At 35.0% G+C, this 16,643-nt stretch carries 12 protein-coding genes; 1 reads left to right on the top strand and 11 read right to left on the bottom strand.

Going from position 1 to position 16,643, the window contains the following annotated elements:
• Positions 1–113: 113 nt before the first annotated feature.
• A complete protein-coding gene (locus PGOND44_RS08650; RefSeq protein WP_003440206.1) occupies positions 114–1,226 on the bottom strand; it encodes an NAD(P)/FAD-dependent oxidoreductase in 1,113 nt (370 codons plus the stop codon).
• A 72-nt stretch (positions 1,227–1,298) separates the two neighbouring features.
• A complete protein-coding gene (locus PGOND44_RS08645) occupies positions 1,299–4,280 on the bottom strand; it encodes a zinc-dependent metalloprotease (RefSeq protein WP_003440203.1) in 2,982 nt (993 codons plus the stop codon).
• Between the two features lie 72 nt (positions 4,281–4,352).
• Here PGOND44_RS08645 and PGOND44_RS08640 point away from each other — a divergent pair, with 72 nt between their 5' ends.
• On the top strand, positions 4,353–4,874 hold the full coding sequence (locus PGOND44_RS08640; RefSeq protein WP_003440202.1) for a hypothetical protein: 522 nt from the start codon (positions 4,353–4,355) through the stop codon (positions 4,872–4,874).
• A gap of 232 nt (positions 4,875–5,106) precedes the next feature.
• Here the strand turns inward: PGOND44_RS08640 and PGOND44_RS08635 are convergent, their stop codons facing one another.
• The 9 genes from PGOND44_RS08635 to PGOND44_RS08595 all read right to left on the bottom strand — a co-directional run bounded on the left by PGOND44_RS08635 (position 5,107) and on the right by PGOND44_RS08595 (position 16,641).
• The gene (locus tag PGOND44_RS08635; protein ID WP_003440200.1) at positions 5,107–7,761 is read right to left on the bottom strand and encodes a carboxypeptidase regulatory-like domain-containing protein; all 2,655 of its coding nucleotides are present in this window, start codon (positions 7,759–7,761) and stop codon (positions 5,107–5,109) included.
• A 27-nt stretch (positions 7,762–7,788) separates the two neighbouring features.
• Positions 7,789–8,538 (bottom strand): GLPGLI family protein, encoded by a 750-nt coding sequence (locus tag PGOND44_RS15000; protein WP_003440199.1) that lies wholly within the window; start codon positions 8,536–8,538, stop codon positions 7,789–7,791.
• Positions 8,539–9,195: 657 nt separating this feature from the next.
• On the bottom strand, positions 9,196–9,933 hold the full coding sequence (locus tag PGOND44_RS14995) for a GLPGLI family protein (RefSeq protein WP_147228289.1): 738 nt from the start codon (positions 9,931–9,933) through the stop codon (positions 9,196–9,198).
• A gap of 32 nt (positions 9,934–9,965) precedes the next feature.
• A complete protein-coding gene (locus tag PGOND44_RS08620; RefSeq protein ID WP_003440196.1) occupies positions 9,966–10,694 on the bottom strand; it encodes a GLPGLI family protein in 729 nt (242 codons plus the stop codon).
• A 300-nt stretch (positions 10,695–10,994) separates the two neighbouring features.
• Positions 10,995–13,634, bottom strand: coding sequence for a carboxypeptidase-like regulatory domain-containing protein (locus tag PGOND44_RS08615; protein WP_003440195.1), 2,640 nt, complete (start codon positions 13,632–13,634; stop codon positions 10,995–10,997).
• 1 nt (position 13,635) lies between these two features.
• Entirely contained in the window at positions 13,636–14,439 is an 804-nt protein-coding gene (locus PGOND44_RS08610; protein WP_003440194.1) for a GLPGLI family protein, read from the bottom strand.
• Between the two features lie 57 nt (positions 14,440–14,496).
• On the bottom strand, positions 14,497–14,724 hold the full coding sequence (locus tag PGOND44_RS08605) for a hypothetical protein (RefSeq protein WP_003440193.1): 228 nt from the start codon (positions 14,722–14,724) through the stop codon (positions 14,497–14,499).
• 274 nt (positions 14,725–14,998) lie between these two features.
• The gene (locus tag PGOND44_RS08600; RefSeq protein WP_003440192.1) at positions 14,999–15,811 is read right to left on the bottom strand and encodes a GLPGLI family protein; all 813 of its coding nucleotides are present in this window, start codon (positions 15,809–15,811) and stop codon (positions 14,999–15,001) included.
• Between the two features lie 11 nt (positions 15,812–15,822).
• Positions 15,823–16,641: a GLPGLI family protein gene (locus tag PGOND44_RS08595; RefSeq protein WP_003440191.1), complete on the bottom strand. Its 819-nt coding sequence runs from the start codon at positions 16,639–16,641 to the stop codon at positions 15,823–15,825.
• Positions 16,642–16,643 lie beyond the last annotated feature (2 nt).

Genomic DNA, 16,643 nt, shown 5'->3' with positions numbered 1-16,643 from the left:
TGTGTATTCAAATTTACAGTCACACACGTAGTAAAACATCCTAGATCCTCTTTGTTTAATATCTTAAAATTGACTCTAGACAAGTCGCTAATTAATAATGTTAACCAGCACTTCTAATCTATCATATCAGCGAGGTCTTTACCCACCAGACTTCCTATAGCGACTCCCATACCACCAAGTCTCACTCCACAAAACACACGAGGACCAAGTTGCTTAAGGATAGGTTTTTTCTGGGTGTGAACGCCAAGTATGCCACTCCAGCGGTATTCTATTTCAAAATTAACACCGGGGATTATGGTTTGCTTAAGCAGTGTTTCCAAAGCCTCTTGCACAAGAGGTGTAGAATTCAACTCAGTTGTCGTTTCTCCTTTAAGATCCAAGTGCCTACCTCCACCTAAAAGAATACGTTGGTCTATATTTCTGAAATAATAATAACCCTCTTCCAAATGAAACGTCCCTTTAATTTGAAGATCTTTAATGGGTTTAGTAACAAGCACCTGGTTCCTTGCAGGTTGAACGTTGGAAATTCCTAAGGCAGAAGCAAAGCCGTTCGTAGCTATGAGTAAGTTCGCAGACGAAAACGCGAAAGCATTAGTCTCAATTTTTACAGAATTTTGATCTTCAGAGTAGGTCTCAACGTCTACCTGATTCAAAATCTTGATGCCGAGGGTCTGAACTTTTTGAAGCAAAGCTTCCATCATCTTGCCCGTATCGATCTGCCCTTCAAACTGATTGAACCCACAACGGTCTCGAACCTTTTGAAATCCAAAATCATGGGTTTTAAAACTAAACACGTCGGCCTCAAAAATAGGCTTTAGCCATCTATTGATTTCAGGCATTTTCGACTGGCACTTCTCAAAGAGATTGCCTTCTTCAGGGAATAGCTCATAACCCCCTAGAGCTTGATAATCTAAACCAGAGTCACCTATAGTACTTCTCAAAAGGCATAGGCCATCTACGCGCTTTTTAACCAGATTAACCACTTCCTCTTCAGTATGAGAATTTAAATCGGACAGGAGCTCACTTAGACTTCCAAAACAGGCAAAGCCAGCATTTTTGGTACTCGCTCCTTGAGGGAGCATTCCTTTTTCTAAAATAAGAATCTTAGCTTTAGGAAATCGTCGCTTGAGTTGTAAAGCGCAGTTCAATCCTACAATACCACTTCCCACAACGGTGTAGTCTACATTGGTAAGCCAAGATTTATATTCCCAGTAAGATAAATTCATATCACAAATAAAACTCTTTTCAAGCAATCACTGCCTAAAAAGAGTTCTAATTGTATTGAAATCAAATTGTATTTACTCGATAATGATTTTTTTGGTCATGGATCTAGAGCCGTCACCCACTTCTAAGAGGTAAACTCCCGACGCAAGATTTTGCAAATCTAAGGTTTGATTAAACTGCCCAGAAGTCTCATAGTTTTTCTGAACAAGAGCACGTCCTCGAATATCAAATACCTTTAGCTGGACTGATGTACTCGTTGCAGTACCAAATTGAATAGTAAATTCTCCTTGACTTGGGTTGGGATAAACCGAAAAGTCTTCTAGAGCAAAAGAGTCCTGGTTCAAAGTGGTTTTTACGTTAATGGTATAATCTTCTACTTCAGCATCGTGCCCGTTTTCGCAAGGAAGTGGAAAGTCATTTGCTCCACCTGGGGTGTATTTTGTAGTGACCCGCATAGTTGTATTTCCTAAAACTGCATTGGAAGGAACGGAGAAAGGTAAAGGAGAGTCTGAAGTGGGTTGATTTAACAAATTGAAGGAAGTCCCTAAATCATATCGCTCGCCTGCATCATCAAAACTACAGTTTTGATTCCAGTCTATCCATACATAGGTAATGATTTGGACATTACCGTCACTATTAGCATTCACAGTAAGTTCATAGTCAGAATTTATATTCAAATCTGTAATAATATCTGTAAAATCGCTGTAGCCAGAAGGCTTACCCGTATTCAGATTGCTTAGAATATCCGTTTCTCCATCATTAATAATAACCCCCGTTGTACTGGTTTCGTATGCAGTATTGGCTACTGATACGCAAGCTCCATTAAGAATGTTAAGATTTACGCTCACAGAATTTGTAATAGAAGCTGATGTGGCTATAACGTCGATGGTATAATTTGCTGGATTAAGTTCTAAAAGGTTAGACACTTCTAATGTAAACGTTCCATCTGCATTCAAACTGCCTGGGGTAAAATTATAAATAGCTTGATTAGGTCCACTAGCCGTAAACGTAGTTGTTTCTGAAAATCCATTGGAAGTAATGAACTCAAACTCGAAACTAGCAAAATCAAAATTACAAATACTTTGATCTCCGTTTATAGCATTAATATTAAAATCTGCAGTAGTATCGACGTTAAAAGCATCTGATACTGAATAAAAAATATGATCTACAGCTTCTACCAGTATTCTAGCCTCAGTTGTATTTGCAATAGTTGGTAATGTGATTTCTGCAGATCCTGAATTAGGAACCTCCTCTGCTAAAAGAGTAGAGAAATCTATTCCATCTTCTGAAAAATAAATGGTAACGGTCTCGCAACTGATTGGAGCTATATTAGTTTCTCCAACCGTCCAATTAACAGTTTGGGTAGACCCTGGCGCCCATGTCGGCGGGGTCTGAACTTCGAATGGTGTTGTGTCTACTACACTAATAACCACCTCATCGGAACTTGTATTCCCCCCTAGTATAGAATTATCTCTTACTGTTAATAAGAAATCCATAGTCCTAGCGACCGAAGGTACAACCTCCCAAGTGGAAGATAGAGAACCCGATAGCACAGTACTAAAGTTTGGCATAAATCGATCTGGTGATGTTGTTGGTAATAAGGAACGGAAAGCGGGCCCTACCGTTGAAGTAGATTGAGGAGGCATTTGGGCTGGAGTAGCATCACTTTGTTCCCAGGTATAAGTCAAAACATCATCTGTATTCTCATCGGTTGCCAAGCCCTTCAAAATAAAGGCTGTAGATTTTGGAATAAAATAATTTGGACCAGCATCGGCGACGGGAGCTACATTTCCTGAGGGAGTTTTTTCACCACAATTACTTGAATTTCCTTGAGAAATATTTATCCACATTTCTTTAAGGTTATCACCGTTGAAATAGTCGTCACTATTGTTTTGAACATTAGGGGCACAAATACCAGCATATCCCATAATAGTGGAAGCACTTCCTGGTTCTACAGAAACAGAGGATCGATTGCAATTATTATTTTGAGTATGATTTCCACCATATTGATGTCCCATTTCATGGGCAACATAATCTACATCAAAAGTATCACCTACGGGCGACGATTGTCCTGTAACTCCACCAGCTTTATTATTTGTACAAGGTGAATTTAAAAATGCAACTCCACCCCCACCAGTGCCAAACACGTGACCAATATCATAATTCTCTGTTCCTATGTTATCATCACAAACTTGTTGGTTTTGACCAAGCATAGCAGAAACATTATTGTTGGTGTAAGGATCGGAATTAGGGTCTGGACCAAGAAAAATAATACTTTCATTTGGAACCATGACCATCGTTAAACCCAAATCTCGTTCATAAAGCCCATTCACACGAGTCATTGTTGTATTCATAGCTGCCATCACATCACTAAGAGTGCCACCGTGAAATAGAGAATATTCTACCGTACACGCTAAAGCCAATCTATAGGTTCTTAATTGACCATCATCTGAATTCTTTAACGTATTATACTCTTCATCCGACATAGTAGACTCAGACATTAGAGATTCTGTATGACATTTGAAATCATCTTCCACCGGATCTGAAGCTGAGTTGACATAACTGATGTAAGTCCCCAAATTTTTAGAGTAAGGCTCTATAAAAACAGTTTTTTTATCGGATAATACCATAGAACTTAACCCCTTTTCCTCAGATAAACTAAACCGAAGCATTGCCGAAGGATTATCAATTCCTTGGCCTACAAAAGATCTGGTCATAGGGAACTGAGATTGAAGCTCTGGTGTCATCACCGAAGCTTCCATAACCCGAAAATATTCTAATTCCCCTTCAGCATTTGGAAATCCAAGTATGGTGGTCGATTTTTTGGTAGATCCACGTTTGGGTATATTTTCTAAACTTACTTTAAGACCTTGAACGTCTAGTTTCAAAAAACTACTTATCTCAGGAATTGCTTTTGTAAAAATCACCTCTTGAGGACTAGGTGTTCCTTTTTCTGAAGAACTCCAAAAGGGCACCCCCTCTTGAGAAAATCCAAAATTTGAAATTAATGCCGCAAAAACGACAAATAGTATTTTTTTTAAGTTAAATTGTTTCATGATTTGTTTAGATTTTTCATTCGCATTATCAAAAAGAAGCAAGTAAACATAATAGATATTAAATTAATATTAATGAACGTAAGATATTTATTTTTAATAGCAATTGGTACTCTACTAGCCTGTCAATCTCAAAAAAACCTGAATACTCAGGATAAGAAGAAGGAGACCTTATCTAACTATTGCCCCGAGGACGGGAACTGTACTTTCGAAGTTTTAACCAACTCAAGCTTAAGCCTACTTACAGATGGTATTGGTCAACTCTATCCAGAGGTTAAAAAAGGAAACAAAACAGTACTGAAATTTGAATACAAGCGCAGTGTGGATCCTCGCATTGCAGATGGCGGATATACTGAAATTGTCTACGCCGAAATTGACCCTAAAACTGATAACCTAAGCTTAAGCGATGAGCAACTCACCTCCGCTAATGTTGTATTTGGACGTTTATGCTATTGCAAGGGTCAAGCTGGTTATTTTCGAATTGACCAAGGATCTTTGGTGATTTCGACCGCTAAGGATCGATCTAAAACCTATGCGTTTACCTTTACTACAGATAAAGTCCCTCAACGCCTCACTCATTTTTTTGTGACACAATAGTTGATTTATAAAACGGACCTGAATTATATATATAAGGTATACATGCTAATTTAATTAAAACAAAACCATATCATTTTTTCTTTGGAGTTGGGTTTCAAATTTAAACTCATTTTTAAATCACGATCAAATCCTTCAGTTATCATCCTTCTCCAGACGTCACATAAAACTAACTCAAACTTAAAGCTGAACATCTCAAAAGCATTGAGCCTTTACGAGTCAAAGTCAGAAGAAATTAAAGATTGTAACCTATAGAAAACAAAAGTATTCTTGGTAATATAAAAGTTCTTGAATCTGAGATAATATAGGAGGTGAAGGTATTTTGATTTTTGAATTGGACGTCAAACACATTTTGGGCTTCTACTTTAAAACTCCAAGCACTGCTTTCTTTTTGATAAAGTAATGAGGCATTAGCGATTTCGTAGGAGTTGCGTTGATCTAAAGTTTGATTTTGATAAGTGTATGACGTAAAATCTGCCGAAACAATAAATCCCGATAAAAAGTCGTAATCAAAATTAATAAAGGGCTCGGTGGTGACAAAATTTGTGGTATTATCACTAAGGGTAAAGTTCCCAAAACTTTGTCTCCACCCTATTTCTATAACAGGAAAATCATCGTAAAGTGTCTTTGCAGATAGGGTGTAAGAGGTGTTTTGGTTTCGATTTTCAAAAGGAATGTCGTTGACGAATTGTAAGAACGTTGTATTGGTATAACGCAAGCCTGTTCTGAAATTAATTTGACTAATCTTTTTGCTCACATTCCCACTTAAGCCCCAAGTTTCTGACGAATTATCCACAAGAAAAGGAGTGACAACTTGATTGATACCCTCGTAGTTGACGTTATTCACAATACCTTCTATTTGTTTGGAATAGTTTGCAGAGGCGTAAATTCCAAAACCTCGATAACCTCTGGATTTTGTGAAACGCAAATTTAAATCGTGCCTTAGCGTGTTCTCTAAAGTCGTATTCCCGCTAAACACGCTGTTATAACTTTGTAAATAAAACCGACTTGCAAATTGAGAAGCGTCCGAAAAAGAGGATTTTAACTCGTAATTGAATTGTAAACTCTTACTCCTAGTCATTTCTGCTTTGGCGGTTATATTTGGCAAAACCACCACTCTGTCTTTAACCGACGTATTTTCCTGATTGGGATTCCAGCTGTAATAATGGATAAATGCTCCTTGATCGAACGTAAAAATCCCCGTTCTAAATTTATAGAATACCCCAGCAAAGGCGTCATTCAATCTAAATTGGAAATCATTATTGAATCCTGCTTCCCCAAAATTATTTTGAGTACCATCATCGAGTTCTTGAGCATCATCAGTGAAAAAAGTCTGATTTAAATTGACATTTCCGATGGTAGAATAGATATGATTATTTCTGTTAAGTACCCAATAGTGTTTAAAAATAGACTTGATCTGGTTTTTCTCGGTTTGTTTGAACTGGTTGATTCTTATACTTGGCTCATCCATAATAGGAATGAGTCCTGCCAAGATATCATCGTTGGTTTGCCACAGGGTTCTGGGCGTTAACTTATCGTAGGTATAATCTACAACTCCAGAAAAAGAATGTTCTCTAGATAGTTTTCTATGCCATTCCACCGTTTGATTAAAAAAGGTCTGCTCACCAAACCGATCGTTTAAAAAAGCATTGGAAACCGTGTCTACTCGAGAATTGATGGTATTGGTATAACTATCATCTGCACTTTTAAATTGAGACTTAAAATGCCACTGGTCGGTATAATTGGGGATATAGACCGCGCTGATGCTTCCCATGGCCAGTTCGTTATTGGTAGCTGTAGCTATAGATCTATCTTCTGTAAACAAATTGTACTCGTTGGTAGACTCTACCAGTGTACTTTCTTTGGTTTTTGAAAAGATTCCATAACCCGTAATGTTCAATTTATTATTCACTTCTTGAGTGAAATTGATAGCACCAAATCTTCGATCGCTTTCGATGACGTCTTCTTTCTCCAAAAAATCTGAAAAATCGTCGTAAGAATCTTCAAAGGTGGTCGTTCCCTTATCGAATATAGAATTCATCCCTTCTTGAAATCTAAAGTATTGGTCGTAGGTAAATACCCGTTCTCGGACATTATTAAGATTCCCTATGGCATTCAACGTGGTTTTGGGACTGTAATAAAACAGATTACTATGGGCATTATAAAACTCATCGTTACCCAAACCGGCTTCTATATCTCCAAAGACAAAGTCTTTTTTATCGTCTTCCAGTTTGATATTTATGGCCATGTCTTCGCTTTCTTGGAAGTCTTTGAGCATGGCAATTTCATTGTAATTATCCAGCACCACCACTTGTTTCACGGCATCGGCGGGAATGTTATCTACTGCCAACTTGGTGCCTCCACCAAAGAATTTTTTGTTTTCTACCAGCATGTGGGTCACTTTTTTCCCGTTAACGGTAATACCACCGTTCTTATCCACTTCCATCCCTGGTAGCTTCTTAAGAATGTCTTTGAGCTTACGCTCTTCGCCAGTGGTAAGTTGGTTTACGTTATACAAAATCGTGTCTTTTTTAACAACCATCGGCATGTCTAGCACCACTTCCTCAAGGCCTTCTGCACTTTCTTTTAATATAATATTTTGGGTCTTATCCCTGTCTAGTTGTATATCAAAACTTTTTTTGGCAAAGCCCAAATAATTCGCCGTCACTGTATAGGGTATAGATTTTAGATCTAAGCGATACCGACCTTTGTCATCGGTAATGGCGAACTTTATTTGTTGCAGAGAATCTTTGGGCTCGGCAAGAATATTAGCATTGGCCAGAGGCTTATTAAGACTGTCTGTTACCTTACCTGTTAAGGAGTTTTGGGTAAAACCAACCGTTTGGAATAACACTAAAAAAGAAAATAATACGTATAATCTAAAAGACATAAATTGAAATAAAGGTGAAATTACCAGTTAGTTTTTATACATTTTCTCCCTATCAGACATTATCTCCTCAATACGCTTATGAGACTCCTTCTCTGAGACTAATTTATCAATATCATCCACTCTCTTAATTTCTAAATCTTTCTCCTTTATATTTAAGTTGATCTTTATCGCCGTTAAGGTGAATTCTTTATAATCAATCTGAAGGATTAATCCAGGAAGCCCATTGTAATTCTTTGGACCAAAACTTATTGGGATGTCTGGCGCAAACCAAGCAATAATCTTGTTATAAAGAAAGTACCCATTCCTGCTGTAAATCTTTTCTGTAGTTTTAGCCTGTCGGCAAGTGTACTTACCAATTTTTTTAGTTTTGTTTGTAATTTCCCATTCTAGGGGTATTTTATCAATATTACCTAGAACGCTACTCACCTGTATCGTTTTATTAAGGGTTTTATTAACATAGTAAGGCGAACTACCTGCCCTACTCCCCATTAAATCTATGTTTTTCTCGAGAGTTGGTTCCTTGTAGTAATAAGATTCATCTTTTTTAAAACTGAGCACAAATTCATCTGGGTGTGCATTTTCCATGGCATAAATGATATCTTTTTTATAAGACATACTGATTTTTTCTTTTTTGATAGCTGCTACAGCACTATCCACGAACGTCTGTTTCACTACCCCTTTATAGGTTATTTTACCGTTAATATCTTGTGATTGGCTATTAAAACCAATGAATAGGAGAACTAAAAGAATGCTGGAATTTATTGTGTGTTTAGTCATGAGCTTTATTTTTTTAAGATTTCTGTTCATTATTACCTCTTATCGTAATCTTTCATTTTAATATTAATTAAAATAATCTTTGCTGTCATTCTAAGTAATTATTTTGAGAATGTTCATAGATAAGAGCAAAGATTAAAGGTTTTTAATTATAAGCTTTGGATTGGCTGTTCTCCAGCACATCCTCCCCTAACCATACATCTATCAAATCCACCAAAATCTCCTGGAGGATAGTCTATTGCATGTGGCATGAGTCTGTGAACATGAAAACATTAAAGCATTATCCACTTCATCTATTGCATTTGTAGTACCAGCAGTAGATGCCGTTCCTAATGCAAATAAAAATACAGTTCCTAAAAGGAACTTTTTAATAATTTCATAATTTTAAATTTTTTGAACCCAACCTAGAGTTCGATTAAACATTTGTTTTAAAATGAATACGTACAAATCCAATTTGTTTTATACGTATCCAAAACAGTACTGCTAGAGTTGCAACTCTATGTCATTAATAAATCAAAATTGGAAGAATTATTAATTACACAACGAACGTAAAAAAAAACGCAACAGCTGAGTGTAAGATGTTAAAAATTTACGTTTAACTTTTGTTTATGTTGTTTATACTTCACTAATATTGCTTATTTACTTATCCTCATAAAAAATTTATCTTTTACTATAATCTTTCATCATTTCCTCAATACGCCTATAAGACTCCTTCTCTGATATAACCTTATCCTTTTTATCTATTCTTTTAATTTTTACATCATCAGATGGATTCAAATTTATCTTTATCGCCGTTAAGGTGTATTCTCTATCCTCAATCTGAAGGATTAATCCAGGAAGTCCGTTATAATTCTTTGGACCAAAACTTATTGGGATGTCTGGTGTAAACCAAGCAACAACGTCTTTATAAAAAAAATACCCCTGCCTACTGTAGAGTTTTTCAGTTGTTTTGGCTTGGCGGCAAGTATAGTTACCTATTTTTTTAGTTTTGCCAGTTATTTCCCACTCCACGGGCTTAAAGTTAATGTTCCCTAAGGGTCTACTCATTTGAATGATCATATCCTTCGAGCTGTTGGTATAATAAGGTGTAGTACCTGCACGACTTCCCATTAAGTAATTTTGATCTTCAAGATTTGGTTTTTTATAATAATAGGATTCGTCGTTTTTAAAGTTTAGTAAAAATTCTTCAACCTTTGCATTTTCCATAGCTTTGATTACATCTTGTTTGACAGACATTGGTCTATCTTTTTTCTTATAAGCAACTAAAAAGCTATCCACGAATTTTTCATTTACTATTCCTTTATAAGTGATACTGCCACTCTGGTCTTGAGATTGACTATTAGAGCTAATTAATATTAGAACTAAAAGAATGCTGAAATGTATTGTATGTTTAGTCATGGCCTTTGTTTTTAAGATTTTTTTGTACATTACTAACTCTTATCGTAATCTTTCATCATATCTGCAATCCTTTCATTCATTTCTTTTTGTGAAATCACTTTTTCATCTTTATCGACTCGTTTTATTTTTAATTTCTTTTCATCTGGATTAAGATTGATTTTGGTGGCTGTAATCGTAAATTCTTTTCTTTTAACCTCGAGCACCAATCCTGGAAGACCACTATAATTTTTAGGACCAAATCTTACCGGAATTTCTGGAGCAAACCAGGCGATGACATCTCTATCGTAAAAATGCCCTTGTCGGCTATATAGTGTTTCTGTGGTGGTTGCTTTATAACACTTAAAATCCCCTATCATTTTACTATTATTGGTAATCATCCAGTCTAAAGGCTGGTGAGCAACAAAATTGAATATTCGACTATCTTCGATAATTAAACTAGAATTAGTATTTTGGTAATAAGAGTCAAGTCCTGCTTTACTTCCTATGTTGTAACTGGCATCCTGACGAAGCGAAGGATCGTGAAAGTAGTAAGATTCATCCTCATTGAAATGCAACTCATAATAATCTGATTCTGCATTCTTATAATGATTTATTACCTGTTGCTTAATATTCATAGCAAGGTCTTCTTTTTCCTTGATCCCTTCAATAAATTCTTTTTTATGCTTTAAGTTCATTTCAGCGGTGTAATTGATAATTCCAGATTGAACTTGAGAGAATGATACAGCGCTAAACATAAGCACTACTCCTAAAATAGTCTTCATACCTATAGGTTTTTAATGTAGATTATCAAACCTAGTTAAAAAGAACGACAATTAACTATAACGTTAGTTAATATAAAAAATGCAGTGGATTTAAAATCCTAGATAAAGCCTTTAGATTTTATCTCACTCTGGACGACAGCTTAAGTTTGCCGAAAGTTTAAACTGGATATCTCAACTGGTCTAAACATGCAGTGTCAAAATCAGAAGAAATTATAACAGCTATTACTTCGAAAAACCCAATTGCTTAGCAAAAGCATTGAAAATGAAATCCCAAGTCAATAAAACTTTAGGCTGTTGCTCTTAAAACAAAAACTTCACGCTAACTAAAATCTGAGAAGGCCTTAAAAGGTAGGTGCTTTGCACGTAGGAAAAATCTGTGTTGGAAACCCGCACAAATTCATCGGTATTGAGGACGTTGTTCCAACTGGCATTTAGGTCTATTCCTACTTCTTCGAAGGTATATTGATAGTTGAAATTCAGAAAATAATTATTGCGGTTTTCCTCAGAAATATTATTAAAATAGTATTCTGTATCCAAATTGAAATATTGATTATCTGCTACATAAAAAAATAGGTCTAACTCGTGCTGCTGAGTTCTTATTTCATCGAAATCCCTATCTTCAAAACGCGTTTGTAAAAAACTGAAATTACCTGAGTAACTCGCACTTAACCAGTCGGTCACTTCGGACTCTAGATCTAGATTAAAACTTAAATTTTGATTTTCTACATCGGCTAAATTACCATTTAGTATTTGCTCACGATTGGAAATCGTAAAATTACTTCCTAGACTTAAAGTCGTCTTTAATTCTCTAAAATATTTACTGGTTTTGACGTTGATTCTATGAGAGTTTGAAAAATTATCCTGCCCTATCGCTTCGAAAATCGTGGCGGCATTGAGTCCGATTTGATTGCTGTACAGCAAATTGCGCTTTGTCTGATTAAAAGAATAGGAAAGATTCGCAAAAATGGATTTTAATGGATTCCTAAACCGAAGTCGCCAGAAGTAATTCTGACTGAAGTTTTCTGGTAAAGGCGAATTATAACGCTGAAGATTTCGATAATTGTTAAAAATAAATCCAAAATACAATTGTTGCATGTCGCCAAAATCATTGCTGAGATTGGCAGAAATACTGGTTTCCCAAAAGGCTGAAATTTTGTTTCTCACGTACAAATTGGGTTCAAACGTGACGCGACTGAGGTTTTGATTTTCTTGTAATGAAGTATCCTGAATATCAAAACTTCTTAGATTAATGGGCGTGGTCAACCTCACATTCCAATCTCCTTTTTTGTAAACAAATTTGCTGGTGGCATAAAAGCGAGTGCTTAAAAAATCAAGCTTGTTTTGAAAATCACCTCCCAAGGTTTCTGTTCTATCCGCATCAAGAATAGTTAACTGACTACCTAAAGACTGATTCTTGACAGAAACACCTACTTCTGGCGACACTGTTATGCCTTTAATTCGCTTTGTAAATCCCGCCGTATTATCACTAAAAAAAGTATTGGTTTCTACGGTTTGTTGCAGTTCCTGGTATGCTTCGCCGTCATTTAATGAGGCTTCAAACTGGCCAGGGCTCACATTCAGGCTTTGGTTGGCTTCGGTATACCCCGTGTTGGACCTAAAGGTGACCACCTGCTTTCCTACAGGCTGCAAAAACCTCAATTTGTTACGAATCACAGAAAACGGATTGGAGAGCTGTTGCTGCACCTGAGTGTTCCCTGTGTTGATCGCTCCGCGTTGAGAATCCCAAAACCCATTTATCTCTAATTCGTTTTTTAAATAATTGTCACTTGTGTTTCGCTCCAAAATAAACTTGGATTGCAGTGTACTCCTAAATAAATCGTTGTTGGTGTTTTCCGTCAAATCGATAGTATCGGTAGGAGTGAAAAAACGGGTTTGGGTATTTCCGATTTGTTGTTGGGCGTCATTAAGGTAAGAAATGTTGGTTTTTAGATCCACATCTTTTTTAAGCCGAATCAAATAATTAGCCGAACCCAAATGCACATTATTATCCAACCAGCGTTCTTGTGAAAAAGGCGGTTCTGCAAGTTGCCTGATGGAGAGCCAATCGGTTTTGGAGGTGTTGAACTCTTCTCGACCAAAATCAGCGATAGAAAAATCCCTGATTTCTCTGGACACATCGCTCCCAGTGTTATTAGCTTGGTAAGTCACAATCGCTTGATTCTTTTTGGTAAACAGCATAGGTGTGATTTTAGCTTTCCACAGCAAAGGCGAAAATCCAGAACCGAGTTCGGCATTGCCGCTTACAGTCACTTCCTTTTTAAGTTTGATATTGAGCGAAGCGCGCTCAGAAAATTCCAGACTGTCCAACATTTTGATGGGTTGGTGATTTTCCAGAATTTGGACTTGCGACACATCTTTGGCAGCAATATTATTATTGGCCAAATTGTAGCGGCCTTCCAATAAATCCAAACCTTCTATATAGTATTTTTCAATCGGCTCACCTTGATACTTAATCTGGCCGCCTGGCATGACTTCTATGCCTGGCATTTTCTTGAGCACATCGGCAATAACTCTGTCTTTCTGGTCTGAAAATGCTGAGACCGAATAATTGAGGGTGTCGCCTCTTTGTTCTATTTCTTTAGACTTTACCAGGACTTCCTTGAGTTCTTCTGAAGATGGCGACAGCTGGATATCGAGCTGTTGGTCTTTATTCTGAATGTGTTGCTGCCAGGTTGTATAACTTATATACGACACCTTCAGAAAAAGGGAATCTAACTCTGAATCCAGTTGGACTTTAAACTCACCACTACCACTACTAATGCTATAAGCCAAAATAGTTCCTGTAGAATCTTTACTGACCATCACCGTTGCCCCACTTAGAACTTGATCATTTTCATCAAGCACTTTTCCTGTAAGATGGGATTGGGCATAGCCTGAAAAGGCAACTAAAGCTAACGCATAAAGACAGACTTTACTCAAATTATTCTAGTTCTATAGGGTTATTCCTTTTTCTAAATTTCTGTCTTACTTTAGCTTTATATTTATCATCAATGATAAAACCTGATTGAGCGATTCTTTCTATGACATTATTTTTAAAATCTTCACGCTTATCAAAAAAAACTGCTTTAGTTGTAAAAAATAGATTTTTTTTAGGCTCAAGTTTTGAGTAGGTTAGATCAATTTTTGATTTAGCTATGAGTTCAAAAACATAATGATTTTTTGAATCTGAAATTTTAATTATAAGACCAGGAAGGCCGCTAAATTTATAGGGGCCGTCAGAAATAGGTATTTCATTGGAGAACCAAGCTTCATAATCTCTACCTCCATAAGAGGTAGTTGCTTTTTGGCATTTTAAACCATTTATAGTCTGAGTATCGGAAGTTATTTTCCATTTAATATTCCCTTTATCTTCAAGGTATTTAAAATTATCTGTTATAATTTTATCGTATACTATAATGCTGTCTTTGGAGTTTTTCTTTAATATTTTAGAATGAAATTGTGTTTTGGGAAATCTTGAGATATCCGCCATACTTAATTCGTCAGTCGGATCATTTTCAATTGCGAGTAACAATGAATCTTTTAAATATCCATTTTTACTCTGAAAAATAGAGACATTCTCATTTGTTAACAAATACATTTCTTCGCTTTGCTTATTATATGTAATTGTAGAATCTGATTGATATGTAAGTAAATAGGTAAACTTATGGTTTAATTCATACTTTGTCTGAGCTTCAATATTAATTGAAATTATTAGTACAAATACTAAAATAAATTTTTTAGACATAATAAGAAATATTTATTAAAAAGGAAAAACCTGCCTGTTAGGCAGGTTTAATTTAAATTAATTTATAGGACAAATTTCTTCGTCAGCTTCTATAATTTTTGCAATGATTTCTTCAGTAGTATCTCCACAAGTTAAAGCTGTTACTCCAAAAGAAAAAGTTGTACGAACACAGGCACGTTTTTCAACTTCTAAGTCTTTGTTTTCATTATTTGCAGTAACTATAGATACAGAACCTAAAGCCAATAAAAATACAGTTCCTAAAAAGGAATTTTTTAATAATTTCATAATTTTAAATTTTTTGAACTCAACCTAGAGTTCGATTAAACATTTGTTTTAAAAATGAATACGTACAAATCCAATTTGTTTTATACGTATCCAAAACAGTACTGCTAGAGTTGCAAGTCTATGTCATTAATAAATCAAAATTGGAAAGATTATTAAATTACAAAACGAACTTAAAAAAAAAACGCAACAGTAGAGTGTAAGATGTTAAAAATTTAAGTTTAACTTTTGTTTATAGTGTTATTAGTTCATTATTATTGCTAATAAAATGTCGATTTTATTTTTGATCTAATTCTATGGGGTTGTTTTGTTTTTTATATTTCTCTTTTATTCTTCGTTTATCTTGAGGAGTTAAGTCGAATGGTATGCGCGATATAGGATCATCAAAAAAATCCTGTTTAGTTTGGTGTAATTGTTTCTTTGTAGTTTTTATATAATTTTTGTTATTGTCAAAATTAATAATTTCTTTCTCTCCTTTTAATTCCATAAAAGAAATCAATTGAAAGTTATAATGATTTTCCAAGTCACTTATTTGTACAATTAAACCTGGCAAACCTTCAAATTTGTAAGGCCCTTGTGGAATAGGTATTTCTTCGGTAAACCAAGCCACATATTTACGTCCTGCAAATTCAGTAACTGCTTTTTGGACTTTAAAATCATTTATAACTTTTTTATCTTTATTAACCTGCCAAATATATGGTGAAATATTTTCAGAATATAAAAATACATCACCACCTATCCTGTCTGAAACCTTGATTTGATTGTTCTCATAATCTTTAAAAATAATTTCATAGAATTTAGTCTTTGGAGTTTTTCTCTTTGACATATTTATATGCGAACCATTAAAATTTTTTGCCATTTTTACTATCATGGAGTCTCTAACCCATTTATTGACACTTATAAATTTTGATTTCTCATCTCCTATAAACAGATAAAAATCTTCAGTAGATTTATCTTTAATATCTGTAGAGTCTGGGCTATACTCTAGCCTGTAGGTGACTTCATAATTAGCTGTAAAAGTGTTGTTGTTTTGACTCTCTGCTTGGAAATTTGCAAAACTGAGTACTAATAAAATAATAAGCTTTTTCATTGGTCCGAATTTTATTTTAATTCTATGGGGTTGTTTTGTTTATCAAACTTTTCCTGAATTTTTCGTTTTTTTTGAGGACTCAAACCTAAGGATATACCTTTTTCATTTAATCTTACGAAATAATTAGCATAATAATCACGTTTGGCCTTATAAAACTCTTGTTTTGATGTTTTAATATAGTTTATGTTTATATCTAAATCTTCAATTTGTTTATCGCCATTAACTTCCTTAAAAGAAATCAATTGATAGTTATAATGGTTTTCGGTATCACTTATTTGAACAATCAAGCCAGGTAAACCTTCAAATTTATAAGGGCCCTGTGGTATAGCTATCTCTTCTGTAAACCAAGCTATAAATTCTCGACCTCCAAATTTGGTAACTGCTTTCTGTACTTTAAAATCATTAATGACTTTTTTATCTTGTTTTATCTCCCAAGTGTAAGGTTGAATAACTTCAGAATATAAGAATTCATCACTACCTATTCGATCCACAATCTTAAGTTTATTATTTTTATAATCTTTAAAAATAATTTCATTAAACTTAGTCTTAGGCATATTTTTATTTGCAAAGTTTATGGAACCATTAAAATTTTCTTCCATTTTAGTTACTATAGAATCTCTAATTCGTTGATTCTTGCTTATAAATTTTGATTTATTATCTCCTATAAACAAATGAAAATCTTCAGTAGATTTATCTTTAATATCTGTAGAGTCTGGGCTATACTCTAGCCTGTAGGTGACTTCATAATTAGCTGTAAAAGTGTTGTTGTTTTGACTCTCTGCTTGGAAATTTGCAAAACTGAGTACTAATAAAATAATAAGCTTTTTCATTG

It is taken from the genome of Psychroflexus gondwanensis ACAM 44 (genome assembly GCF_000355905.1).
GTDB classification, from domain to species: domain Bacteria; phylum Bacteroidota; class Bacteroidia; order Flavobacteriales; family Flavobacteriaceae; genus Psychroflexus; species Psychroflexus gondwanensis.
The sequence above is the reverse complement of the archived record's forward strand: the minus strand, read 5'-3'. Positions and strand labels throughout refer to the sequence as shown.